The sequence below is a fragment of the Buttiauxella sp. JUb87 genome (assembly GCF_004361975.1).
GTDB lineage: Bacteria > Pseudomonadota > Gammaproteobacteria > Enterobacterales > Enterobacteriaceae > Buttiauxella > Buttiauxella ferragutiae.
In genome coordinates this window covers 1-24062 of the sequence record NZ_SNVY01000007.1, presented here as the reverse complement: position 1 = coordinate 24062, position 24062 = coordinate 1, and the positions used below count along the sequence as shown (strand labels likewise).

22 protein-coding genes and 5 tRNA genes are annotated in these 24062 nt (G+C 50.1%); 10 read left to right on the top strand and 17 right to left on the bottom strand.

The window, feature by feature from the left end; genetic code table 11:
* Positions 1–8: 8 nt before the first annotated feature.
* From EC843_RS19130 to melR, 17 genes are all read right to left on the bottom strand, one after another.
* Positions 9–437 carry a YqaA family protein gene (locus tag EC843_RS19130; protein ID WP_064543964.1) on the bottom strand — a complete coding sequence of 143 codons (429 nt, stop codon included), beginning with the start codon at positions 435–437 and terminating at the stop codon, positions 9–11.
* The gene (gene yqaB, locus EC843_RS19125; protein ID WP_064543962.1) at positions 434–1000 is read right to left on the bottom strand and encodes a fructose-1-phosphate/6-phosphogluconate phosphatase; all 567 of its coding nucleotides are present in this window, start codon (positions 998–1000) and stop codon (positions 434–436) included. Before yqaB ends, EC843_RS19130 begins: the two co-directional genes overlap by 4 nt.
* 164 nt (positions 1001–1164) lie before the next feature.
* A tRNA-Arg gene (locus EC843_RS19120) sits at positions 1165–1241 on the bottom strand.
* A 61-nt stretch (positions 1242–1302) separates the two neighbouring features.
* Positions 1303–1379, bottom strand: a tRNA-Arg gene (locus EC843_RS19115).
* A gap of 61 nt (positions 1380–1440) precedes the next feature.
* A tRNA-Arg gene (locus EC843_RS19110) sits at positions 1441–1517 on the bottom strand.
* A 196-nt stretch (positions 1518–1713) separates the two neighbouring features.
* A tRNA-Arg gene (locus tag EC843_RS19105) sits at positions 1714–1790 on the bottom strand.
* 4 nt (positions 1791–1794) lie between these two features.
* Positions 1795–1887 (bottom strand) — tRNA-Ser (locus tag EC843_RS19100).
* A 325-nt stretch (positions 1888–2212) separates the two neighbouring features.
* A complete protein-coding gene (gene csrA / locus EC843_RS19095; RefSeq protein WP_013574027.1) occupies positions 2213–2398 on the bottom strand; it encodes a carbon storage regulator CsrA in 186 nt (61 codons plus the stop codon).
* Positions 2399–2648: 250 nt separating this feature from the next.
* Entirely contained in the window at positions 2649–5276 is a 2628-nt protein-coding gene (alaS, locus tag EC843_RS19090) for an alanine--tRNA ligase (RefSeq protein ID WP_121815025.1), read from the bottom strand.
* A gap of 160 nt (positions 5277–5436) precedes the next feature.
* Entirely contained in the window at positions 5437–5943 is a 507-nt protein-coding gene (locus EC843_RS19085; RefSeq protein WP_064543958.1) for a regulatory protein RecX, read from the bottom strand.
* Positions 5944–6020: 77 nt separating this feature from the next.
* Positions 6021–7085 carry a recombinase RecA gene (recA, locus tag EC843_RS19080; protein WP_064543956.1) on the bottom strand — a complete coding sequence of 355 codons (1065 nt, stop codon included), beginning with the start codon at positions 7083–7085 and terminating at the stop codon, positions 6021–6023.
* 83 nt (positions 7086–7168) lie between these two features.
* Complete coding sequence (gene pncC, locus EC843_RS19075; RefSeq protein WP_064543954.1) at positions 7169–7678, bottom strand: nicotinamide-nucleotide amidase; 510 nt, start codon at positions 7676–7678, stop codon at positions 7169–7171.
* A 128-nt stretch (positions 7679–7806) separates the two neighbouring features.
* Positions 7807–8685 carry a metal ABC transporter substrate-binding protein gene (locus tag EC843_RS19070; protein WP_133522886.1) on the bottom strand — a complete coding sequence of 293 codons (879 nt, stop codon included), beginning with the start codon at positions 8683–8685 and terminating at the stop codon, positions 7807–7809.
* A complete protein-coding gene (locus tag EC843_RS19065; protein WP_121815024.1) occupies positions 8682–9566 on the bottom strand; it encodes a metal ABC transporter permease in 885 nt (294 codons plus the stop codon). Before EC843_RS19065 ends, EC843_RS19070 begins: the two co-directional genes overlap by 4 nt.
* A complete protein-coding gene (locus tag EC843_RS19060) occupies positions 9563–10258 on the bottom strand; it encodes an ATP-binding cassette domain-containing protein (protein WP_133522885.1) in 696 nt (231 codons plus the stop codon). The genes EC843_RS19065 and EC843_RS19060 overlap by 4 nt, the downstream gene beginning before the upstream one ends.
* A gap of 256 nt (positions 10259–10514) precedes the next feature.
* A complete protein-coding gene (mltB, locus tag EC843_RS19055) occupies positions 10515–11588 on the bottom strand; it encodes a lytic murein transglycosylase B (protein WP_064544056.1) in 1074 nt (357 codons plus the stop codon).
* Between the two features lie 227 nt (positions 11589–11815).
* The gene (gene melR / locus EC843_RS19050) at positions 11816–12748 is read right to left on the bottom strand and encodes a transcriptional regulator MelR (protein WP_064543948.1); all 933 of its coding nucleotides are present in this window, start codon (positions 12746–12748) and stop codon (positions 11816–11818) included.
* Positions 12749–12997: 249 nt separating this feature from the next.
* Here melR and EC843_RS19045 point away from each other — a divergent pair, with 249 nt between their 5' ends.
* The 10 genes from EC843_RS19045 to mutS all read left to right on the top strand — a co-directional run bounded on the left by EC843_RS19045 (position 12998) and on the right by mutS (position 23876).
* Positions 12998–14356 (top strand): alpha-glucosidase/alpha-galactosidase, encoded by a 1359-nt coding sequence (locus tag EC843_RS19045; RefSeq protein WP_133522884.1) that lies wholly within the window; start codon positions 12998–13000, stop codon positions 14354–14356.
* 83 nt (positions 14357–14439) lie between these two features.
* On the top strand, positions 14440–15876 hold the full coding sequence (gene melB, locus EC843_RS19040) for a melibiose:sodium transporter MelB (protein ID WP_064543946.1): 1437 nt from the start codon (positions 14440–14442) through the stop codon (positions 15874–15876).
* 373 nt (positions 15877–16249) lie between these two features.
* Positions 16250–16798, top strand: a complete 549-nt coding sequence (locus tag EC843_RS19035) for a PTS glucitol/sorbitol transporter subunit IIC (RefSeq protein WP_064543944.1) — start codon at positions 16250–16252, stop codon at positions 16796–16798.
* Positions 16799–16807: 9 nt separating this feature from the next.
* Complete coding sequence (locus EC843_RS19030; RefSeq protein WP_064543941.1) at positions 16808–17773, top strand: PTS glucitol/sorbitol transporter subunit IIB; 966 nt, start codon at positions 16808–16810, stop codon at positions 17771–17773.
* Between the two features lie 8 nt (positions 17774–17781).
* Positions 17782–18144 (top strand): PTS glucitol/sorbitol transporter subunit IIA, encoded by a 363-nt coding sequence (gene srlB / locus EC843_RS19025; RefSeq protein WP_064543939.1) that lies wholly within the window; start codon positions 17782–17784, stop codon positions 18142–18144.
* A gap of 20 nt (positions 18145–18164) precedes the next feature.
* Entirely contained in the window at positions 18165–18944 is a 780-nt protein-coding gene (srlD, locus tag EC843_RS19020) for a sorbitol-6-phosphate dehydrogenase (protein ID WP_064543937.1), read from the top strand.
* Positions 18945–19007: 63 nt separating this feature from the next.
* A complete protein-coding gene (gutM, locus tag EC843_RS19015; RefSeq protein WP_133522883.1) occupies positions 19008–19367 on the top strand; it encodes a transcriptional regulator GutM in 360 nt (119 codons plus the stop codon).
* A 68-nt stretch (positions 19368–19435) separates the two neighbouring features.
* Positions 19436–20209: a DNA-binding transcriptional repressor gene (locus EC843_RS19010; RefSeq protein WP_064543934.1), complete on the top strand. Its 774-nt coding sequence runs from the start codon at positions 19436–19438 to the stop codon at positions 20207–20209.
* Entirely contained in the window at positions 20202–21167 is a 966-nt protein-coding gene (gutQ, locus tag EC843_RS19005; protein WP_133522882.1) for an arabinose-5-phosphate isomerase GutQ, read from the top strand. The genes EC843_RS19010 and gutQ overlap by 8 nt, the downstream gene beginning before the upstream one ends.
* 147 nt (positions 21168–21314) lie before the next feature.
* Positions 21315–23876, top strand: a complete 2562-nt coding sequence (mutS, locus tag EC843_RS19000; protein WP_064543930.1) for a DNA mismatch repair protein MutS — start codon at positions 21315–21317, stop codon at positions 23874–23876.
* Positions 23877–24062: the final 186 nt, after the last annotated feature.

The following is a 24062-nucleotide window of genomic DNA, read 5'->3' as shown; positions in this document are numbered from 1 at the left end:
TCACCCAATTAGTGCCACCACGCCATGCCTTGTACCGTTGCAGCCGCGACAACGAGATAGCGAAGCGCTTTACCAAGGCATAAGAAAAAGATTACCGGTCCCCAGCTCATTCGTAATAAGCCAGCCAACAGGCACAGTAGATCGCCAATTAAAGGCATCCAGCTGAGTAATAACGTTGCCGGACCAAAACGCACTAGCCAGGCAGTTGCCTTTCCTTGCCAGCGCGATTGTTCCCGCAACGGGAAAAAACGTCCAAGAATAACGTTAGTTAAGCCGCCAAGGCTATTACCCATTGTTGCTATTAAAATGAGTAACCAGGTTGGCCCAGAACCTGCAACTAATAACGCCACCAGAACAGCTTCTGAGCTTCCTGGTAACAATGTTGCGCTAAGAAAACTGCTGGTAAACAGTGAAACAAATGACAGAGTTTCACTCACAGCAAACGGACATCCACGCCATCCATACCAGCGGCACGTGCTGCTTCCAGGCCAAAATCTGCATCTTCAAACACCACACATTTATGCGCAGCAACACCCATTAATTTGGCGCACAGCAAAAAAGTGTCGGGAGCAGGTTTATGGTTTTTAACGTGATCTGCCGCGACAACAGCGGAGAAATACTGACGTAAGCCCAAATGATTAAGCAGCGCTTCGGCAATATCGCTTTCACTACCGGTACCGACAGCCATAGGACGACGCCCATGCCAGGATTTAACGACATCAATGAGAGGAAGCGGGCGCACAGTATCAAGAAGCATAGCCCTTACGGCCTGCGTCTTTTCCTGCGCCAGACGATGAGGATCAAGATCTGCACGATTGAGTTCGATAATCGCCTGCGCGATACGCCAGGTTGGGGAGCCATTCAACGCAACCATAGCTTGCTCATCAAACTGCATGCCATAGCCCGCTAGCGTCTCACGCCACGCCTTACGATGTGTTGGTTCGGTATCGAGGATGGTTCCGTCCATATCGAAAATCAGGCCGTCGTAACGTTCGTACATCTCATCCCTCACATCACTCAATATTGAGGCGTTACTTTAGCGTAAACCAATAATATTGTCGCTTATTTGTAATTGAGATAGTACAGAAGGTGACTAATGGGTTTGTGTGGTGTTACTGGGGAGTTTAAGAGTTACTTTCGGGGAATTAAAACTGGAGAAAAATATGGTGCACCCAGGAAGATTCGAACTTCCGACCGCTCGGTTCGTAGCCGAGTACTCTATCCAGCTGAGCTATGGGTGCATCGGGTTACTGCTTTACTACTGATTCAATGTCACTGAACTTGCCGTAACATCGAAGAAGATGGTGCACCCAGGAAGATTCGAACTTCCGACCGCTCGGTTCGTAGCCGAGTACTCTATCCAGCTGAGCTATGGGTGCATCGGGTTACTGCTTTACTACTGATTCAATGTCACTGAACTTGCCGTAACATCGAAGAAGATGGTGCACCCAGGAAGATTCGAACTTCCGACCGCTCGGTTCGTAGCCGAGTACTCTATCCAGCTGAGCTATGGGTGCACAGGATTACTTCTTTTACTGCTGACTTAATGCTGTTTGTTGTTCTAAACAACATCAACAAGATGGTGCATCCGGAGCGTTACTCACGGTGCTTGCCCTGACGGGCCGTTGCTTTAGCAACGTTTTTCTCCCTGTTGTTCGCTAAGAAATTAACTTTCTTTGCAACACTACCGGTGCAAAATGGTAGTAGGAAGAATGGTGCACCCAGGAAGATTCGAACTTCCGACCGCTCGGTTCGTAGCCGAGTACTCTATCCAGCTGAGCTATGGGTGCAAAATGGCGGTGAGGCGGGGATTCGAACCCCGGATGCAGCTTTTGACCGCATACTCCCTTAGCAGGGGAGCGCCTTCAGCCTCTCGGCCACCTCACCACACGCCTCTTTCGAGGTGTACCGTTGAACTTGTTTCTGCTCATCGGCACTGCGTGGCGCACATATTACTTTCCCGCACTTATAAGTCAAACAATTTTTCCCAACTCAGTTTCAATTGCACACTTCGCGCACAATTAGGGTGAATTCACGGCAAAAAGAGTGTTTTATCAACTAACAAGATGGGGTTTATAGAGGTACGAAAGCATTCGGGATAAGTAAGAAATTGTGGGCATGACAGAAGAAACAGGAGGGATTGCGAGATAAAGCGAAGAAAATAGTGCTCTAAAGGAAGCGTCTCGCTAGCAGATAGCGAGACGCAGTAACTTTAGTAACTCGTTTGTTGCGATTTTTCAGCCTGGATACGTTGGTAGATCTCTTCGCGGTGTACAGAAACTTCCTTCGGGGCGTTAACACCAATACGAACCTGGTTACCTTTTACCCCAAGTACTGTCACGGTCACCTCATCCCCAATCATGAGGGTCTCACCAACTCGACGAGTTAGAATCAGCATTCTTTGCTCCTTGAAAGATTAAAAGAGTCGGGTCTCTCTGTATCCCGGCGTTCTCCATCATATACGACAAAAAGTAAGTAGTGACAAACACATAAAGTGTCACTCACCACGACATTACATTCTGTTATGAATAAGTCTAGCCGATATACGCAACTTTAACCTGACTTTATCATTATTGAGTATGTGCAAATTTAAGAAGACGCTATAACCTAAATGAGTTATAGCGTCTGTCTGCACTTTATTTTTTTACTTAGAGCTTAGCCGAGACCCAAGCTTCAACACCGGCCAGAGCACCCGGCAATGCGGCTGCATCTGTGCCACCAGCCTGAGCCATATCTGGACGACCGCCCCCTTTGCCACCAACTTGCTGAGCGATAACTCCAATCAGTTCTCCCGCCTTCACACGGTCAGTGACATCTTTAGAGACACCAGTAATCAGAGAAACCTTACCTTCTGATACCGTCGCCAGAACGATAATTGCCGAACCAAGCTGATTTTTCAGATCATCAACCATAGTACGCAGCATCTTCGGTTCAACGTTGGCAAGTTCACTCACGAGGAGTTTCACGCCTTTTACATCGACGGCTTTGCTGGAAAGGTTTGCACTCTCCTGCACTGCCTGCTGTTCTTTCAATTGCTGTAGTTCTTTTTCAAGCTGGCGGGTACGCTCCAGTACCGAACGCACTTTCTCGTTCAGATTCTGGCTATCGCCTTTGAGCAACTGAGCAATATCATTGAGCTGTTCGCTTTGTGCATGCAGATTAGCCAGCGCACCTTCGCCAGTAACAGCTTCAATACGGCGCACACCCGCAGCAGTACCAGACTCAGCAACGATACGGAACAAACCAATATCGCCAGTGCGGCTGGCGTGAATACCGCCACACAGTTCGGTCGAGAAATCACCCATGCTCAGCACACGCACGTGGTCATCATACTTCTCACCAAACAACGCCATTGCACCTTTAGCCTTAGCAGCTTCCAGATCCATGACGTTAGTTTCGATTGGCAGGTTGCGACGAATTTGTCCGTTAACGATATCTTCTACTGCGCGAACTTCAGCCGGTTTCATTGCTTCGAAATGGGAGAAGTCGAAACGCAGGCCTTTATCGTTAACCAGAGAACCTTTTTGCGCGACATGCGTGCCAAGTACCTGGCGCAATGCAGCATGCAACAAGTGAGTTGCAGAGTGGTTCAGACGAATGCGTGAACGACGCACTTCATCAACTTCAGCTTTTACACTGTCGCCCACTTTCACCACACCAGAGACTAATTTGCCAAGATGACCGATAGCCTGGCCATACTTCTGCGTATCGTTAACGGCAAAGTCCACACCGTTACCTTTAATTGTGCCTTTATCACCAACCTGGCCACCAGACTCTGCATAGAATGGTGTTTCGTTGAGCACCACAACCGCTTCCTGGCCCGCAGTCACTTGTTCAACGGCTTTACCGTCAACAAACAACGCAGTGACTTTCGCGGTTAAATCCGTGTGATCATAACCTTTGAAAGCAGTGGCAGAATCTACGCGGATCATGCTGTTATAGTCAGCGCCAAAACCGCTGGACTCACGTGCGCGACGGCGTTGTTCTTCCATAGCCGCTTCAAAACCAGCTTCGTCAACTTTCAGATTACGTTCGCGGCAAACATCCGCAGTCAGGTCAACCGGGAAGCCATAGGTGTCGTACAGACGGAAAGCGGTTTCACCATCCAGCGTATCGCCCTTCAGTTTCGCCAGTTCTTCATCCAACAGCGTTAAGCCACGTTCCAGGGTACGGGCAAACTGCTCTTCTTCGGTTTTCAGAACTTGTTCAACCAATGCTTGCTGACGTTGCAGCTCTTCACCCGCTGCCCCCATCACTTCAACCAATGGGCCAACCAGTTTGTAGAAGAAGGTTTCTTTAGCGCCCAGCATGTTGCCGTGGCGGATTGCACGACGAACGATACGGCGCAGCACATAGCCACGGCCTTCATTGGATGGCGTAACACCATCAGCAACCAGGAACGCACAAGAACGAATATGGTCAGCGATAACACGCAGTGATTTGCTGTTCAGATCGGTTGCACCAGTAACTTCGGCAACAGACTTAATCAGCTGGCTGAACAAATCAATTTCGTAGTTGGAGTTAACGTGCTGAAGAACAGCGGCAATACGCTCCAGCCCCATCCCCGTATCAACAGACGGCTTCGGCAATGGCAACATAGTGCCATCTTGCTGACGGTTGAACTGCATGAACACAAGGTTCCAGATTTCGATATAACGGTCGCCATCTTCTTCAGCGCTACCCGGAGGGCCGCCCCAAATGTGGTCGCCGTGGTCAAAGAAGATTTCGGTGCATGGGCCGCATGGGCCGGTGTCACCCATCTGCCAGAAGTTGTCAGATGCGTAAGCTGCACCTTTGTTATCGCCAATGCGAATAATACGTTCGCGCGGAACGCCAACTTCTTTTTCCCAGATTTCAAACGCTTCGTCGTCAGTCTCGTAAACCGTGACCCACAGACGATCTTTTGGCAGGTTAAACCACTGTTCGCCGGTCAATAATTCCCAGGCGAAGTTGATGGCATCATTTTTGAAGTAGTCACCAAAGCTGAAGTTACCCAGCATTTCAAAGAAAGTGTGGTGACGAGCGGTGTAACCGACGTTCTCCAGGTCATTGTGTTTACCACCAGCGCGGACACAACGTTGCGACGTTGTGGCACGGGAATAGTTACGTTTGTCGAGACCAAGGAATACATCCTTGAACTGGTTCATCCCGGCATTGGTAAACAGCAAAGTAGGGTCGTTATTCGGAACCAGGGAGCTGCTCGCTACAACCTGGTGGCCTTTACTATGGAAAAAATCGAGAAACGCCTGACGGATCTCAGCGGTGCTCTTGCTCATAATTATCCTGAAATCAAGCTAACGAGGAGTTGCAAACCTGACATAGCCAATTTTGATACTTTGGCCTTGACCTGTTTACCTGGAAAAAGTGGGAATAAGATAAGTTTTCTGATGAGGGAAGTAAAATCCCGTGTATGCCTAATCTGCAAAATTTCGGTATTTATCTTGAATAAACGGCCTGGATGTCTTCCATAAAGAAACCACGATACTGAAGATAGCGCTGCACTTTGGCCCGCTCTTTCCATTCCGTAGGAAGTTGCTCACCAAATTTTCGCTCGGCAATGTCTCGCGCCATCTCTTGCCAGTCTATTTCGCAATTTTCCATGGCGGCTTCGCTCAGTTCACGCGCGATACCTTTACCCTGCAATTCCTGACGGATACGTTGCGGGCCATAACCTTTGCGGCTGCGGCTTGCGATAAAACGCGAAGCGAACTGAGCATCGTCCAGCCAGCGGTGTTCATAACACCAGGCAATAACTTTTTCGATATCTTCAGGAGTAAACGGGTCTTCTTCCGCTCTTGGTTTTCCGGGAAACGTGGGTTGTGCAGCAAGTTTACGGCGGAGTTCTTGTTCGCTGTGATCGCGCATCGCCAGGATACGAGTGGCTTTGTCTAATAAGCGGGACCAGGCGCTGCGGCGAGTAGAAGGAGTAATAGGTTCAGGCATGACGGATAACCTGTATAGAAGAAAAGTGCAGTAAAGCAGATAAAGACAAGGGCTGCCGTGGCAGCCCTTACTAGTATTTAGAAGTCTTCTTTGGTTTCAGCAACGTCTTTGTCATGGTCATCAACAACAAAGTCTGGTGTGCCATCTTGATTATTCAGCAGCATATCACGCAGTTTCTTCTCGATTTCCACAGCCATTGGCTTGTTTTCTTTCAGGAAATTACTGGAGTTTGATTTACCCTGGCCAATCTTCTCACCGTTGTAGCTGTACCAGGCACCTGCTTTTTCAATCAGCTTGTGCTTCACGCCTAAATCAACCAGTTCGCCGTAGAAGTTAATGCCTTCGCCGTACATGATCTGGAATTCAGCTTGCTTAAATGGTGCAGCAATTTTGTTTTTGACCACTTTAACGCGGGTTTCACTACCCACTACGTTATCGCCATCTTTTACCGCGCCAATACGGCGGATATCCAGACGGACAGATGCGTAGAACTTCAGGGCGTTACCACCGGTTGTGGTTTCCGGGTTACCGAACATCACACCAATTTTCATACGGATCTGGTTGATGAAGATAAGCAATGTGTTGGACTGCTTAAGGTTACCCGCCAGTTTACGCATTGCCTGGCTCATCATACGTGCCGCAAGGCCCATATGAGAGTCACCGATTTCGCCTTCAATTTCAGCTTTCGGTGTCAGAGCAGCAACGGAGTCAACCACGAGGACGTCAACAGCACCGGAACGTGCTAATGCGTCACAGATTTCCAGAGCTTGTTCGCCGGTATCAGGCTGGGAACACAGCAGGTTGTCGATATCAACGCCCAATTTCTTAGCGTAAATCGGGTCCAGAGCGTGCTCGGCATCGATAAACGCACACGTTTTACCTTCACGTTGAGCGGCGGCGATAACTTGCAAAGTCAGCGTCGTTTTACCAGAAGATTCTGGTCCGTAGATTTCAACGATACGCCCCATTGGTAAGCCACCGGCTCCCAGAGCAATATCCAGTGAAAGTGAACCGGTAGAGATCGTTTCCACATCCATGGTACGGTCTTCACCCAGACGCATGATGGAGCCTTTACCAAATTGTTTTTCAATTTGGCCAAGTGCTGCCGCTAACGCCTTCTGTTTGTTTTCGTCGATAGCCATTTTTACTCCTGTCATGCAGGGTGATACACAAGTGCGCCACGCTGCTTACTATGCTGTTTTGTTGTGCCAATTATACTGTATGGTCATACAGTATCAAGCTTATTTTTGAGAAATTCTTCCCACAGGGTTTGCACTGCATATTCCGTGGCCTGGCGGCGAACGGCATCACGGTCACCTTCAAAAAGCTGATGGCGAGCGACAGTGCCTTCAAGCTTTGAGCTGAAGCCAAACCACACGGTGCCGACAGGTTTTTCCTCGCTGCCACCATTTGGTCCGGCGATACCACTGACTGCAATCGCGTAGTCCGCAGCGGCGGCATATAACGCCCCCTGAGCCATTTCACGCACCACGGCTTCACTGACTGCACCGTGGGTTTCCAGCGTCCCGCTATCCACACCAATCATTTGATGTTTAGCTTCGTTACTGTAGGTAACAAAGCCACGTTCAAACCAGGCGGAACTGCCTGAAACATCAGTAATCACCTTGGCAATCCAGCCACCGGTGCAAGATTCCGCCGTCGTGATGGTGGCACCAAGCTGCCCAAGCGCTTCGCCCAACTGGTGGCTTAATTGGCGCAATGTTTTCTCTGTCATATTGGCTCCGATTGTAGACATATCGCAGGGTCACACGATAGCACTTAACCGTGCTTTCAGAGGATTACATTCAATAACGCGAGGCACTTCCAGAGAAAAGAACGGCCAGCGAATGCTGGCCGGATAAATCATTTCATACTGTTAGCGATGGCTTCCACATTATGCTTAAAAGCCATCTCATAAGTGCTGGCAGGACCGTCGGCATCAGACAATGCTTCAGGATAAAGTTCACCGCCCGGTTGTGCACCACTCGCGGCAGCAATTTGTTTTACCAGACGGGGGTCAGTCTGGTTCTCAATGAAGTATGTTTTGATGTGCTGGTTTTTGAGCTGTTTGATTAGCCCAGCGACATCACTGGCATTCGCTTCAGCTTCAGTCGAGAAGCCAACAGGCGCGAGGAAAGCCACCCCATACTCTGCGCCAAAATAGCCAAAGGCATCATGGCTGGTCAGCACTTTACGGTGCGATTTAGGAATCGATTCAAAGCGTGTTTTGGCCCAGCTATCCAGCAGTTTCAGGCGAGTAACGTACTCGCTGCCGCTTTCATTGATTGCCGCCGCATCTTGTGGGTCTGCCGCCATCAGCGCCTTCATAATATTCTGTGCGTAGATCGCGCCATTCTCAGCACTGTTCCAGGCATGCGGGTCAGTAATTTGTTTACCGTCTTCGACCATGCTGCGGCTGGAAATACCTTCAGAAGCAACAATGACTTTACCTTTATAGCCTGATGCACTCACCAGACGGTCCATCCACCCTTCCATTCCCAGCCCGCTGACAATAACCACGTCAGCTTTGCTTAGCGCGACGCTGTCTTGCGGCGAGGGTTCAAAACTATGCGGATCACCGTTTGGCCCGACCAGGCTTTTTACCGTGACATGTTCACCGCCGACTTGTTTCGCCATATCAGCCAGCACCGTGAAACTGGCGACCACATTGAGGTTTTTCGCCAGCGCCGCCTGGCTGGAACAAGCCAGCACCAATGACATCATCATCCCAAAACGTTTCATTTAATCCCCTTGCTTGTTGTTATCCAGCCTCTACAAAGGCTCCGAGCCAGTCCGCTGCGCGAACCGAAAAGTATTGAGATAAAGAAGCCAACGCTTGCCGTCAGAACAATCGCCGGTCCAGCAGGCAGTGCGGCGGCAAAAGACCATGCCAGCCCAATCCATGCCGATAGCAAACCGCAGACCACCGCAATAAACATCGCCCCAGGTAGCGTTTTCGCCCAGCAGCGCGCCGAAACTGCTGGCAGCATCATTAGCCCGACGGACATCAGCGTGCCGAGGATTTGAAATCCGGCGACCAGGTTAAGCACCAACAGTGCAAGAAAAACACCATGAATAAGATGAGGTGCCTGGCGGTTATTGACCTGCAAGAAGCTGCGGTCAAAGGTTTCCATCACCAGCCCGCGATATAAACCCGCCAGGATAAGTAACGTTACGCTGGCAATCACGCCAACGAAGATTGTTGCCTGATTATCGACGGCCAGTATTGAGCCAAATAAAAGGTGCAGCAGGTCAACACTGGAGCCGCGAAGCGAAATGAGTGTGACACCTAACGCCAGCGAGCCGAGGTAAAAACCTGCAAAACTAGCATCCTCTTTAAGTTGGGTTCGTGAGCTCACCAGGCCGGAAATTAATGCCACCAGCACCCCCGCAACAAAGCCGCCAATCCCCATGGCAACCAGCGACATACCTGCCAGCAAATAGCCCACCGCAACGCCCGGCAGGATGGCATGAGAAAGTGCATCCCCCACCAGGCTCATACGCCTTAGCAGCAAGAAAATCCCCAACGGAGCGGTGCTCAGTGATAAAGCCAGGCACGCAACGAGCGCGCGGCGCATAAAACCGTAATCAATAAACGGTTCCAAGAAGAAGTGATAAATCATGCGGATAACGCCAGATTATTACTGACTTGCGAATAACGAGGTAACACTTCAGCAGCGTCCCCCCAATGGAAATGATCTTGTGTAAGCAATAAAACCTGTGGGAAATGCCGGCTAACACGTTGGTTATCATGCAGCACAGCCAGTACCGTTTGGCCCGCCTGATTCATTTGGCAGATTAACGACATCAGGAAATCGCTGGTTTGCGAATCGACCCCGGTAAAAGGCTCATCGAGCAGCACCAGCGGCGCATTTTGCACCAGTAAGCGAGCAAACAGCATTCTCTGAAACTGGCCGCCAGAAAGCATTTCGATAGGCTGATGGCGGTAAGCGCTCAAGCCAACTCGTTCGATGGCATCGGCTATCCGCAGGCGGTGTTGACGCTTCAATGCGGAAAACAGGCTGCGGGCAGGCCACGCCCCCATACACACCACATCGTAAACCGTGACAGGAAACTGTCTTTCCATTTCAGCCAGTTGCGGCAACCACGCAATGCGCGGAGCACACCCATCGGTAAACTGCAGTTGCCCCGATACCGGTGCCTGTAACTTCAATAATGTTTTAAGGAGGGTCGATTTCCCGGTGCCGTTGGCACCAATAATGGCGGTCATGCTGCCTTGCACAATATGGCCGGTAAGTGCAGGTGCCACCGCCCTTCCCTGATAACCCAATACCACTTGATTCAACGAGATCATGGCAGTGCAATCGCCCAGCGAATAGCCAGCCATAAACCGGCGAGCAGCATTAAGACTGCACAAAACCGGGCTGATGCCGCCACGGTGAAAAGTGTCCGTAAAGGATTCATTGCAGGAAAAAGCCTTCAATTTGATTTGTTATAACATAACATAAAATAAATTGATGACGATGTAAATTCCTGATCGACGATCGGGAAAAACCTTCATGGGAAGTGCTGGAGAAAGAACCCCGCCTCAGAACAAGGCGGGGTAAAGATTACTGAACGCGAGCCTGCGCAACAGCCAGGCCTAACTGCCATACCGCCATCGCGTAATGCGTGCTGTGGTTGTAACGGGTGATGGTGTAGAAGTTTGGCAGACCGTACCAGTACTGGTAACGATCGCCCATATCCAGGCGCAGTAAACTGGCTTCCTGGTGGTTACCCAGAGAAGCCGTTGGGCTCAGACCGGATTGCGCCAGCGCGGAAACGGAATACTTGGTCTTAAAGCCGTTGGCTAACCCCGGTACCTGGCCGTTAGCAGGCACCGCCACCAAATCCCCTTTCACCCAGCCGTGGCCTTTGAAATAGTTTGCTACACTGCCAATCGCATCTTCGGGATCCCACAAATTCACATGACCGTCGCCGTTGAAATCAACCGCGTACTCTTTGAACGACGAAGGCATAAACTGGCCGTAACCCATCGCCCCGGCAAATGAACCTTTCAGTGCCAGCGGGTCATCACCTTCGTTACGCGCCATCAACAGGAAGGTTTCCAGTTCGCCAGAGAAGTATTGCGCACGGCGTGGATAAGCAAAGGATAAGGTCGCCAGCGCATCGATGATGCGTGTTTTACCCATCACGCGGCCCCAGCGAGTTTCCACGCCGATAATCCCAACAATAATTTCTGGTGGCACGCCGTAAACCTGGAAAGCGCGTTTCAGCGCACTATCGTATTGATTCCAGAAAGCCACGCCATTTTGCACGTTATCTGGGGTGATAAATTTGCCGCGATAACGCAACCACGCCCCATTTGGGCCCGGAGGTGGTGCAGTAGTAGGTGCCTGCTGGTCCATTAAACGCAGCACGTAATCCAACCGTTTGGCCTGAGATAACACTTCATGCAATTGCTGGCGGTCAAAGCCATGCTCACTCACCATTTTATTGATGAATTTTTCGGCTTCAGGATTGTTGGCAAAATCCCCCGTCTGCATAAACACATCATGCTGCGGTTGCAGCAAGAACCCCCCTGAAGGTGCGCCAGCTTGCTGAGGCGAAGTTTCAGTTTTTGGTTTACTGCTACAGGCAGCAAGCAAAACGATAAGTGGAAGTAACGCGACGGAGTAACGCATGTGAGGGATATCCATATGACTGACGACGAATGTGTATTCCTTATGGTAAATCATATTTGACTGCCTGAAAAAGAAGTCCGCTGTCATAACCTCAAAAAGGACGCCAAATGTACGTTTTGTGGCCCCTATTTTATTGCTCTCACCACCTGAATGACGAAACAGGAACCCTTCTTCGATGCCTGCATCCAGAGGATTTTAACCGTGTCTATGCCGGTAAAAACGCAGTATCAATAACTTGAGTTTTTTGATTGGCTGAGCTTGCGATATTTTTGCGGGGACATGCCAACATATTTATTAAAAGAGCTGTAGAAGCGACTACTTGAGCGAAACCCCGCAGTCAGCGCGATATCAAGAATTGTTTTATCGGTGTCGTTGAGTAACGCACGCACATGGTTAATACGCATCGCCGTAATATATTGCTTCATTGTCAGTTGCATCACACGATGGAAAATTCCCATCGCATAGTTTGCATTAAGTTTTACATGTTCGGCGATGTTTTCAATGGTGAGGGCCTGGTCGTAATTAGCCCCGATAAACTCCAGCATTTGACTAACATAGAACTGCGCGTGGCGCGACACACTACCGCCATTGCTGTGCGTACTGGGTGTTTTATTCACCAGAATAGGTTGCCAACCTGACAAACTCAGACGTTTAAGCATGAGCCCTATCTCATCAATGGCCAACTGGCGAATCTGTTCATTCTGGCTGTTCATTTCCTGTTGCCAACGCTGAACTTCAAATTGGCTAATTTGTTGGGCTGCCAACGATTTAATCACCATACCGTGGGTCACATGATTTATCAGTTGCCTATCCAGTGGCCATGAGAGAAACAGATGCATCGGCAGGTTAAAAATCGCCATATTCTGGCAATCACCGGGACGGGTGAGTTGATGAGGGGTACACGCCCAGAACAGGGTGATATGCCCTTGTTTGATTTGCACTATTTCATTGTTAATCAGGTATTCCACATCACCGTCGAACGGAACATTTATCTCGACTTGCCCGTGCCAGTGGCTGGATTCCATATAGTGCGGCCGACGCAGCTCAATATCCATGCGCTGATATTCAGAATAAAGTGCCAACGGGCTACGCGTTTCACGGTCGGTACTGTTACACATATGTGGATCAGGCGGTAGGCGGCCAGTGTTGATGTTCATCATTCTCTCCGGTTCCTGAATTATCATAAATTGTGGCACATATCCGAATGAAGTCTCCCCCTCACATTGATATTCCTTATAAATCTATGCCCGTATTCTCTTCTTTATTGGCAAATTATTCCCATAAACTCATATTACAGCGAACGAAAGAGTAAATATGAGCTTGTGGGAATTCTCTGCAGGGAAGATGGAGGAGAAGTCTTTACTGACATGCCACTCTGATTCTGTTTAACAACACCACGGAGAATTACCATGTCAGTGTCAGTTCCTAAAATTACCTTCATCGGTGCGGGCTCCACCATATTTGTGAAGAATATCCTTGGGGATGTCTTCCATCGCCCAGCACTGAAATCTGCCCATATCGCTCTGATGGATATTAATCCCACCCGGCTGGAGGAATCGCACATCGTTGTGCGCAAGCTGATGGATTCGGCTGAAGCCTACGGCAAGATTAGCTGCCATACCGATCAGAAAAGTGCCCTTGAGGGGGCTGACTTTGTGGTGGTAGCCTTCCAGATCGGCGGCTACGAGCCCTGTACCGTCACTGATTTTGACGTCTGTAAACGCTTTGGCCTGGAGCAAACCATAGCTGACACCCTCGGCCCTGGCGGCATTATGCGTGCACTGCGAACCATCCCGCATTTGTGGCAAATCTGCGAAGACATGCTGGAAGTCTGTCCTGATGCCACGATGCTGAATTACGTCAACCCAATGGCAATGAATACCTGGGCGATGTACGCACGTTATCCGCAAATCAAACAAGTGGGTTTATGCCATTCCGTTCAAGGTACCGCGGCAGAGTTGGCCCGCGATTTGGATATCGACCCTGCTACATTGCGTTATCGTTGTGCTGGGATTAACCACATGGCGTTTTATCTTTCTCTGGAGAAAAAAAATACCGATGGGGAATACATCAGTATCTATCCTGAGTTGCTGAATGCTTACGAGTCCGGGCAAGCGCCAAAGCCAAACGCTCACAGTAATCCTCGCTGTGAGAATATTGTCCGCTATGAGATGTTCAAAAAGCTGGGTTATTTTGTGACAGAATCCTCAGAGCATTTTGCTGAATACACACCGTGGTTTATCAAGCCTGGCCGCGAGGATTTAATTGAACGTTATAAAGTGCCGCTGGATGAGTATCCAAAACGCTGTGTCGAGCAGCTAGCAACCTGGCGCAAGGAGCTCGAAGAGTACAAAACAGCTGAAAAAATAACGATTAAACCGTCTAAAGAGTACGCCAGCACTATTATGAATGCTCTATGGACCGGTGAGCCGAGCGTTATTTATGGCAACGTACGCAATGACAAACTTATCGATAACCTTCCGCAAGGATGCTGCGTAGAAGTCCCTTGCCTTGTCGATGCTAACGGCATTCAACCCACCAGAATTGGCACACTCCCCTCGCATCTGGCCGCATTAATGCAGACTAACGTGAATGTGCAAACGTTACTGACAGAAGCCATCCTGACCGAAAACCGTGATCGCGTTTATCACGCCACGATGTTAGACCCCCATACTTCTGCCGTCCTTAGTATTGAAGAGATTTACGCATTGGTCGATGCCCTGATTGAGGCACATGGCAATTGGTTGCCAGAGTGGCTGCACCGCTAATCATCGCGAACGCCGGGTTATATGCCCGGCATATGTGTGACTAATAACAGAGGTGGGCGCTGGTAACAGTACCCTTGAACCCTATGAGCATATCGATTGCAACAAAACTCAGTTACGGATTTGGAGCGTTTGGTAAAGATTTCGCTATTGGTATTGTTTACATGTATCTGATGTATTACTACACCGATATCATCGGCTTATCGGTGGGGGTGGTTGGTACATTATTTCTGGTCGCCAGAATTTGGGATGCGATCAATGACCCCATTATGGGCTGGATAGTCAATAACACGCGTACGCGTTGGGGAAAGTTTAAACCATGGATTTTGATAGGCACGATAACCAACTCCGTGGTGTTGTTCTTATTATTCAGCGCGCACCAGTTTGAAGGTACAACCCAATTAGTGTTTGTCTGTGTCACCTATATTTTATGGGGTATGACATACACGATTATGGATATCCCGTTCTGGTCACTGGTTCCCACCATTACGCTGGATAAACGCGAACGTGAACAACTGGTTCCTTTCCCAAGGTTTTTTGCCAGCCTCTCGGGGTTTGTTACCGCCGGTATTACCCTACCGTTTGTGAAGTATGTCGGCGGGGCTGACCGCGGATTTGGTTTCCAGATGTTTACCCTGATCTTGATAGCCTTCTTTATTGCCTCGACTATTGTCACATTACGCTATGTCAAAGAGGTCTATTCATCGGACAACGACACCACTACCGAGAATAGCCGGCTGACATTAAAAACCATTGTCGGGCTTATTTATAAAAACGATCAGCTTTCGTGCCTGTTAGGTATGGCTTTGGCCTACAATATTGCCGCCAATACCATTACCGGCTTCGCGATTTATTATTTTACTTATGTAATTGGCAATGCCGACCTCTTCCCGTATTACATGTCTTACGCCGGTGCGGCAAACCTGCTCACGCTAATCCTGTTCCCTCGCCTGGTGAAAGCATTATCCCGGCGCGTTTTATGGACTTGTGCCTCAACGTTACCCATTCTCGGTTGTTGCGTACTACTGTGGATTGCCCTGGTGGGTTATCACAATATCTGGATGATTTCACTGGCTGGGGTACTACTCAATGTTGGCAGTGCACTGTTCTGGGTACTGCAGGTCATTATGGTGGCGGATACCGTCGATTATGGTGAATATAAGCTCAACGTACGCTGTGAAAGCATCGCCTACTCAGTACAAACGATGGTAGTAAAAGGTGGCTCGGCATTTGCTGCGCTGTTGATTTCCATTGTGCTTGGCATTATTGGTTATGTGCCAAATGTCGTTCAAAGCGAAAGTACGCTCATCGGCATGCAATTCATCATGATTGCTCTGCCTGCAGTGTTCTATCTCATCACCCTGGCTTTCTATTTCCGTTTCTACAAACTTAACGGCGATATGCTGCGTAAGATCCAAATCCATGTGCTGGATAAATATCGTAAAAAACCCGAGTTCATGACGCCAGAACCACAGAGGGCAAAAGTTAGCAATGTGGTCAACGCATCAGAAGCAAAGGTGTAAAATGCAGTAAGGTAAAAACGTAATGCCAGCCACATTAGGTGGCTGGCATTACAAGCAATTCAATCTCCTCCACAGTGGCCTTTCAAATCGTTGACCACGCCGCCAATCGCATCTTCTCGCCCCCACAAATCCGCATGACCATAGCCCATTCTCCTGATGAAAGGGGATTCCTTATGGCAAATCAGAAGCAGTAAACCCTCTTATCTCCCCTTTCAGTTCACCATTAAACTTTCCATTTAAAATTAAATTACCTTTCAAATTAACAGATTTATGTTTCACAATGAGATCTAAATAACATACATGAAGGTTTCAAAGTGATTATTATGAGCTGCCACTGACCGCAGAGTGAGCATTTACCCTTCAGGAGATAACAATGATCGACATGATTACCCATGGAGCTGAATGGTTTATTGGCCTGTTTCAAAAAGGGGGAGAAGTTTTTACCGGCATGGTGACCGGTATTCTTCCGCTGCTAATAAGCCTGCTGGTGATAATGAACGCGTTAATTAATTTCATCGGCCAGCATCGCATCGAACGAATGGCGCAGCGCTGTGCCGGAAACCCGGTTTCCCGTTACCTGTTACTGCCTTGCATCGGTACGTTTGTGTTCTGCAACCCGATGACGCTAAGCCTGGGGCGCTTTATGCCGGAGAAATACAAACCGAGCTATTACGCCGCCGCTTCATACAGTTGCCACTCAATGAATGGCCTTTTCCCTCACATCAATCCAGGCGAGCTATTTGTGTACCTCGGGATCGCCAGCGGGCTGACCACACTTGGTTTGCCGCTGGGTCCACTCGCGGTGAGCTACCTGCTTGTCGGTCTGATCACTAACTTCTTCCGTGGCTGGATAACCGACCTCACGACCTCGATCTTCGAGAAGAAAATGGGTATCGAACTGGAACGCCAGGTGCGACTTTAAGGAAAAATCATGACGCAACTTATTCGTATTGAGAAAGGCCAGGGCGGCTGGGGCGGCCCGCTGATTCTGCCGGTCGAACCCGGAAAAAAAATCGTCTACATCACCGCAGGGACTCGCCCGGCGATTATCGACAAACTCAGTGAAATGACGGGCTGGCAAGCGGTAGACGGCTTTAAAGAAGGCGAGCCGCCGGAAGCAGAAATCGCTGTGGCGGTGATCGACTGTGGCGGAACATTGCGCTGCGGGTTGTACCCGAAACGCCGCATCCCGACCATTAATATCCATGCCACCGGCAAGTCCGGGCCAATGGCGCAGTACATCGTTGAAGATATTTACGTTTCCGGTGTGCGCGAAGAAAACATTAGCTGGCAAGCAGATGAAACGCAGTCCGTCGCGAAAACGCCGGTTCGTGAGTACGACACCAGTAAGAAAATAACGGAACAAAGCGATGGATTGCTGGCAAAAGTCGGCATGGGCATGGGCTCTGCCGTAGCGGTGCTGTTTCAGGCCGGGCGCGACACCATCGATACCGTTTTAAAAACCATCCTGCCGTTTATGGCGTTTGTCTCAGCGCTTATCGGCATCATCATGGCTTCAGGATTAGGCGACTGGATTGCTCACGGCCTGGCTCCGCTGGCCAACAATCCCGTCGGACTGATAACCCTGGCGCTGATTTGTTCATTCCCGCTGCTCTCACCTTTCCTCGGCCCAGGGGCGGTTATCGCACAGGTTATCGGGGTGCTGATTGGCGTACAAATTGGCCTCGGTCACATTCCACCACATCTGGCGCTCCCCGCGCTGTTTGCCATCAATGCGCAAGCAGCCTGTGACTTCATCCCGGTGGGCCTCTCTCTGGCTGAAGCCCGACAAGACACGGTGCGCGTCGGCGTGCCATCGGTATTAGTCGGCCGCTTTTTAACGGGCGCGCCAACCGTGCTCATCGCCTGGCTCGTGTCCGGTTTTATCTATCAATAAGGTGGATTATGCGAACTATTTATCAAACGACTATCACGTACATCGGCCAGTCCGCCCGCGAAGCGCTGGATGACAACATGCTGATCACTTTTAGCGAAGGCGCGCCAGCAGATATTCAGGACTTCTGTTTTATTCACTGCCACGGCGCATTGAGCGGCACGCTTGAACCCGGTATCGGTTTTGAACTGAACGGGCAGCATTACGATGTCACCGCAGTTGGCGACGTCGCTCAACAAAATTTACAGGAACTGGGGCATATCACCCTGCGTTTCGACGGTGAAGCGCAGGCGGAATACCCGGGTACCGTCCATGTTAACGGGCCACTACCTCACAACATTGAAACGGGCTGCCAGTTGAAGTTTTTAGTCTAAGCACATTAAAGGAGTAGAGCATGAACCAAGTTGCCGTTGTCATTGGGGGAGGACAAACCCTCGGAGCGTTTCTCGCCCATGGGCTTGCGAAGGAAGGTTATAAAATTGCCGTGGTAGATATCCAAAGCGAAAAAGCGGCCCGCGTCGCCCAGGAAATTAACGACCAGTACGGTGCTGGCATGGCCTGGGGATTTGGCGCTGATGCCACCAGCGAACAGAGCGTAACCGCGCTCGCCAACGGAGTAGACGAGATTTTCGGCCAGGTGAATTTGCTGGTCTATAGCGCCGGAATTGCCAAAGCGGCATTTATTGGTGATTTCGCGTTGGGCGATTTTGACCGTTCGTTGCAGGTCAATCTGGTGGGATATTTTCTGTGCGCCAAAGCGTTTTCAGCATTGATGATCCGCGACGGCGTACATGGCCGCATCATCCAAATTAACTCTAAATCCGGGAAAGTGGGCAGCAAACATAATTCCGGCTACAGCGCGGCAAAGTTCGGCGGCGTAGGGCTGACACAATCACTGGCACTGGATTTAGCAGAGTACGGCATTACCGTGCATGCCTTGATGCTGGGCAACCTGTTGAAATCGCCAATGTTTCAATCATTACTCCCGCAATATGCCGAGAAACTGGGCATTGCGGCGGATGAAGTCGAGCAATATTACATCGACAAAGTCCCGCTCAAGCGTGGCTGCGACTATCAGGATGTGCTGAATACGCTGCTGTTTTATGCCAGTGATAAAGCATCGTACTGCACCGGGCAATCAATCAACATTACCGGCGGGCAGGTGATGTTTTAAACCCACGGGTGGATAGCCGTATGACTGCAAACGCGCTATTCACCTTCCTAACGAGAGAAATCTATGATTAACGCACTCATCGCAATCGCTGTAATCGCCTGGCTGAGCCAACTGGTTTTGGGTGGCTGGCAAATACGCCATTTCAATCGTGCATTCGACCAGTTATGCCAGAAAGGAGCCGTAGGTATCGGGCGTTCTGGCGGGCGTTTTAAGCCTCGGGTGGTCATTGCACTGGCATTCGATGAACAACAAAACATCTGTGACAGTTTGATGATGAAAGGCATCACTATTTTTGCCAGACCCTTACCGTTGTCACAACTACATGGGATAAATCGAAAGAAATTGCAACCTGATGTGATCTTCCCCCATGATCAAAACTGTCAGAATGCTCTATCATTAGCGATTAAAGTGAAACATGGATAATTTCGTTTCGAACGCTTATTGCTTGCGAAATTATCAAACTAAAATTTAGCGCAAGGTAATAAGAGCTTATGAAACCACGCCATCGGCAGGCCGCAATCCTGGAGTATCTGCAAAAACAAGGGAAAAGTTCCGTTGACGATCTCGCTCAATATTTTGCCACCACCGGTACCACGATCCGTAAAGATCTGGTGCTGCTGGAAAACGCAGGCACGGTTATCCGTACCTATGGCGGCGTAGTACTGAACAAGGACGAACCGGATCCCCCCATTGACCACAAGACCTTAATCAACACCCATAAAAAACAACAAATCGCGGATGTGGCAGTAACATTCATCCATGATGGTGATTCGATTATTCTTGATGCCGGCAGCACGGTGCTGCAAATGGTTCCGTTATTACAGCGCTTTAATAACATCACCGTCATGACCAACAGCCTGCATATTGTTAATGCGCTTTCAGAACTGGATAACGAGCAAACTATCCTGATGCCTGGCGGCACCTTCCGCAAAAAATCAGCCTCTTTCCATGGCCAACTGGCCGAAACCGCTTTTGAACAATTCAGCTTCGATAAACTTTTTATGGGCACCGATGGCATCGATCTGAATGCCGGTGTTACCACATTTAATGAGGTTTACACCGTCAGTAAAGCGATGTGCAACGCAGCGCGTCAGGTGATTTTAATGGCTGACTCATCAAAATTTGGTCGCAAAAGCCCGAACATTGTTTGTGGGCTGGACAGTGTCCACACCATTATTACCGACAGCGGCATCAGCGAGGAGTTTTTGACGGCTTTGCAGGAAAAGGGAATCAACGTGATTATCACAGAGGAAAAACATGACTGAACGAATGATACTCATCGCGCGAGAAACACTGGAGTTAGAACTGTACGAAGCCAGCCGTTTATCTGACAGACTGGGCGAACAATTTGTTAACGCAGCTCGTGCGGTGCTTGCCTGCGAAGGTAAAGTGATTGTCTCAGGTATGGGTAAATCCGGGCATATTGGTAAAAAAATAGCCGCCACGCTTGCCAGCACCGGTACTCCCGCTTTCTTCGTTCATCCTGCTGAAGCTCTTCATGGCGATTTAGGGATGATCGAGAGCCGCGATATCATGCTGTTTATCTCCTATTCTGGCACCGCCAAAGAACTGGACTTAATCATCCCGCGCCTCCAGGAAAAAGCTGTCACCTTAATTGCTATAACAGGTAAATCAGACTCTCCCCTCGCCAAAGCTGCACTTGCAATACTCGACATCTCCGTTGAACGCGAAGCCTGCCCTATGCGCCTCGCCCCAACGTCAAGCGCGGTTAATACACTAATGATGGGTGATGCACTTGCCATGGCGGTCATGCAGGAACGCGGTTTTAATGAAGAAGATTTCGCCCGCTCTCACCCTGCGGGGGCTTTAGGGGCACGCTTGCTAAACCGGGTGCATCACTTGATGCGCACTGGAAAACAGCTCCCGGTCATCGCTGACATCGCAACGGTCATGGACGCCTTACTCGAACTGAGCCGCACCGGTCTTGGCCTGGTATGCGTGACCAACACACATCAACAGGTTGTGGGGGTATTCACCGATGGCGATCTACGCCGTTGGCTGGTGGGCGGCGGTCAACTTGAAGCTGTCATTTGCGATGCAATGACCACTCACTGCTCCGTACTACAGACTGAAACACGTGCAACTGAAGCTAAAGAAATGCTCATGAAAAAACGCATTAGCGCGGCACCCGTAGTCGATGAAAACGGTCAACTGGTCGGCGCGATTAATCTGCACGATTTCCACCAGGCTGGGATTTTATAAATACGAGTTTTCGATCCGCCTCGTAACCTTTTCGATAAGATGTTAACCCCCACCCCCATTGTGATACGCTTTGCCCCATTCTCGATCCTGGATATGACACTCAGGATCGTTTCTTCATTTTATCGTGAAGTTGGTTAATAAAATCAAATGACTACTACGGAAAACCTCGACAGCCACACCCCGATGATGCAGCAGTATCTGCGCCTGAAGGCACAGCATCCTGAGATCCTGTTGTTCTATCGCATGGGTGACTTTTACGAGCTTTTTTATGACGATGCGAAACGTGCATCGCAACTGCTCGACATTTCCCTGACTAAGCGTGGAGCATCCGCTGGGGAACCGATTCCAATGGCTGGCGTGCCACATCACGCCATTGAAAACTATTTAGCGAAACTGGTGAATCTTGGCGAATCTGCAGCTATCTGTGAGCAGATTGGCGACCCCGCCACCAGCAAAGGGCCAGTTGAGCGCAAAGTTGTGCGCATCGTTACGCCAGGCACCATCAGCGATGAAGCGTTGCTGCAGGAACGTCAGGACAACCTGCTGGCGGCCATTTGGCAAGAGGGCAAAGGTTTTGGCTACGCCACACTCGACATTAGCTCGGGCCGTTTTCGTCTGTCTGAGCCAGAAGATATCGAAACCATGGCGGCAGAGTTGCAACGTACCAATCCTGCTGAGCTGCTGTATGCCGAAGATTTTGCCGAGACACGCTTAATTGAAGGCCGTCGCGGTCTACGCCGTCGCCCGCTGTGGGAATTTGAGATTTCCACCGCTCGCCAGCAGTTGAATATGCAGTTTGGTACGCGAGACCTGACGGGCTTTGGTGTCGAAAATGCTCATCATGCGTTGTGTGCTGCCGGTTGCTTACTGCAATACGTTAAAGATACGCAGCGCACTTCTTTGCCGCATATTCGCTCTGTCACCATGGATCGCCAGCAAGACAGCATTATTATGGATGCGGCAACGCGCCGTAACCTGGAGATAACCCAGAACCTGGCTGGCGGTTTTGAAAACACGCTGGCTTCAGTGCTGGACTGCACCGTCACGGCGATGGGCAGCCGCATGCTGAAACGCTGGTTGCATATGCCGATCCGCAACGTCGATGTGCTGCAAAAACGCCAGCAAACCATTGCCGCGCTGCAAGACCGTACTGCGGAAATCCAACCGGTGTTGCGCCAGGTGGGCGATCTGGAACGTATTCTGGCGCGTCTGGCTTTACGCACCGCACGCCCGCGCGATTTAGCGCGTATGCGCCACGCATTCCAACAGTTACCAGAGCTGCGCGAAATGCTGGCGGATGTGCCAACAGATTACGTACAAACGCTGCGCGAAAATATGGGTGAATTCGCCGAGCTTCGCGAGCTACTCGAACACGCCGTAGTAGAAGCACCGCCGGTACTGGTGCGTGACGGCGGCGTTATTGCGCCAGGTTATAACGAAGAGTTAGACGAATGGCGCGCGCTGGCAGACGGCGCCACGGATTATCTCGATAAACTTGAGATCCGTGAACGTGAAAAACTTGGTCTGGATACGCTGAAAGTGGGCTTCAACGGCGTACATGGTTATTACATCCAGATCAGCCGCAGCCAGAGCCATCACGCACCTATTCACTATGTTCGCCGCCAGACGCTGAAAAACGCTGAACGCTATATCATTCCTGAGCTGAAAGAGTACGAAGACAAAGTGCTGACCTCAAAAGGGAAAGCGCTGGCGCTGGAAAAACAGCTCTACGATCAACTGTTCGATGCCCTGTTACCGCACCTCGAAGCGTTGCAGCAAAGTGCGACAGCACTTGCGGAACTGGACGTGCTGGTGAACCTCGCGGAACGTGCTTACAGCCTCAATTACACCTGCCCGCAATTGACAGATAAACCGGGTATTAAAGTCGTTGGCGGGCGTCATCCGGTGGTTGAGCAAGTGCTTAGCGAGCCGTTTATCGCCAACCCATTAAGCCTGGCGCCACAACGGCGGATGCTGATTATCACTGGCCCGAACATGGGCGGTAAAAGTACCTACATGCGCCAGTCTGCATTGATTGTGTTGCTGGCTTACATCGGTAGTTTTGTTCCGGCGCAGCAGGCGGAAATCGGCCCAATCGACCGTATTTTCACCCGTGTGGGTGCGGCAGATGACCTGGCTTCCGGGCGTTCGACCTTCATGGTGGAGATGACCGAAACGGCCAATATTCTGCATAATGCCACCGAACACAGCCTGGTATTGATGGATGAAATTGGTCGTGGGACTTCCACTTACGATGGTTTATCGCTCGCCTGGGCGTGTGCCGAAAGCCTGGCAAATCGCATCAAAGCGCTGACGCTATTCGCAACACACTATTTTGAGCTGACGACCCTGCCAGAAAAAATGGAAGGTGTGGCGAACGTGCATTTGGATGCCATCGAACACGGTGACACCATCGCATTTATGCACAGTGTGCAAGACGGTGCGGCGAGCAAAAGTTACGGCCTGGCCGTAGCGGCGTTGGCTGGTGTGCCAAAAGAGGTAATTAAGCGTGCCCGTCAGAAACTGCGCGAGCTTGAGACAATTTCTAACAATACGGCAGCCACGCAGGTTGATGGCACGCAGATGTCGTTGCTGTCTGTTGCCGAGGAAACCTCGCCTGCGGTAGAAGCGCTGGAAGCCTTAGACCCCGATTCGCTATCGCCACGCCAGGCGCTGGAGTGGATTTATCGTTTGAAGAGTCTGGTGTAGTTTCCACCATCGGGTCGCCCTCATCCCGTCCTTCTCCCCCAGGAGAAGGAGAAAACCATGTTCCCATGGGTGAGGGTATTCAGGAATGCAGTGACTAGTCCTGCTATAGGTTGACACTTTTCGGCCTTACAACGCCCGATGAACTTCATCGGGCGTTTTGTATTTTAGCGACAGATGTGGCCGCCG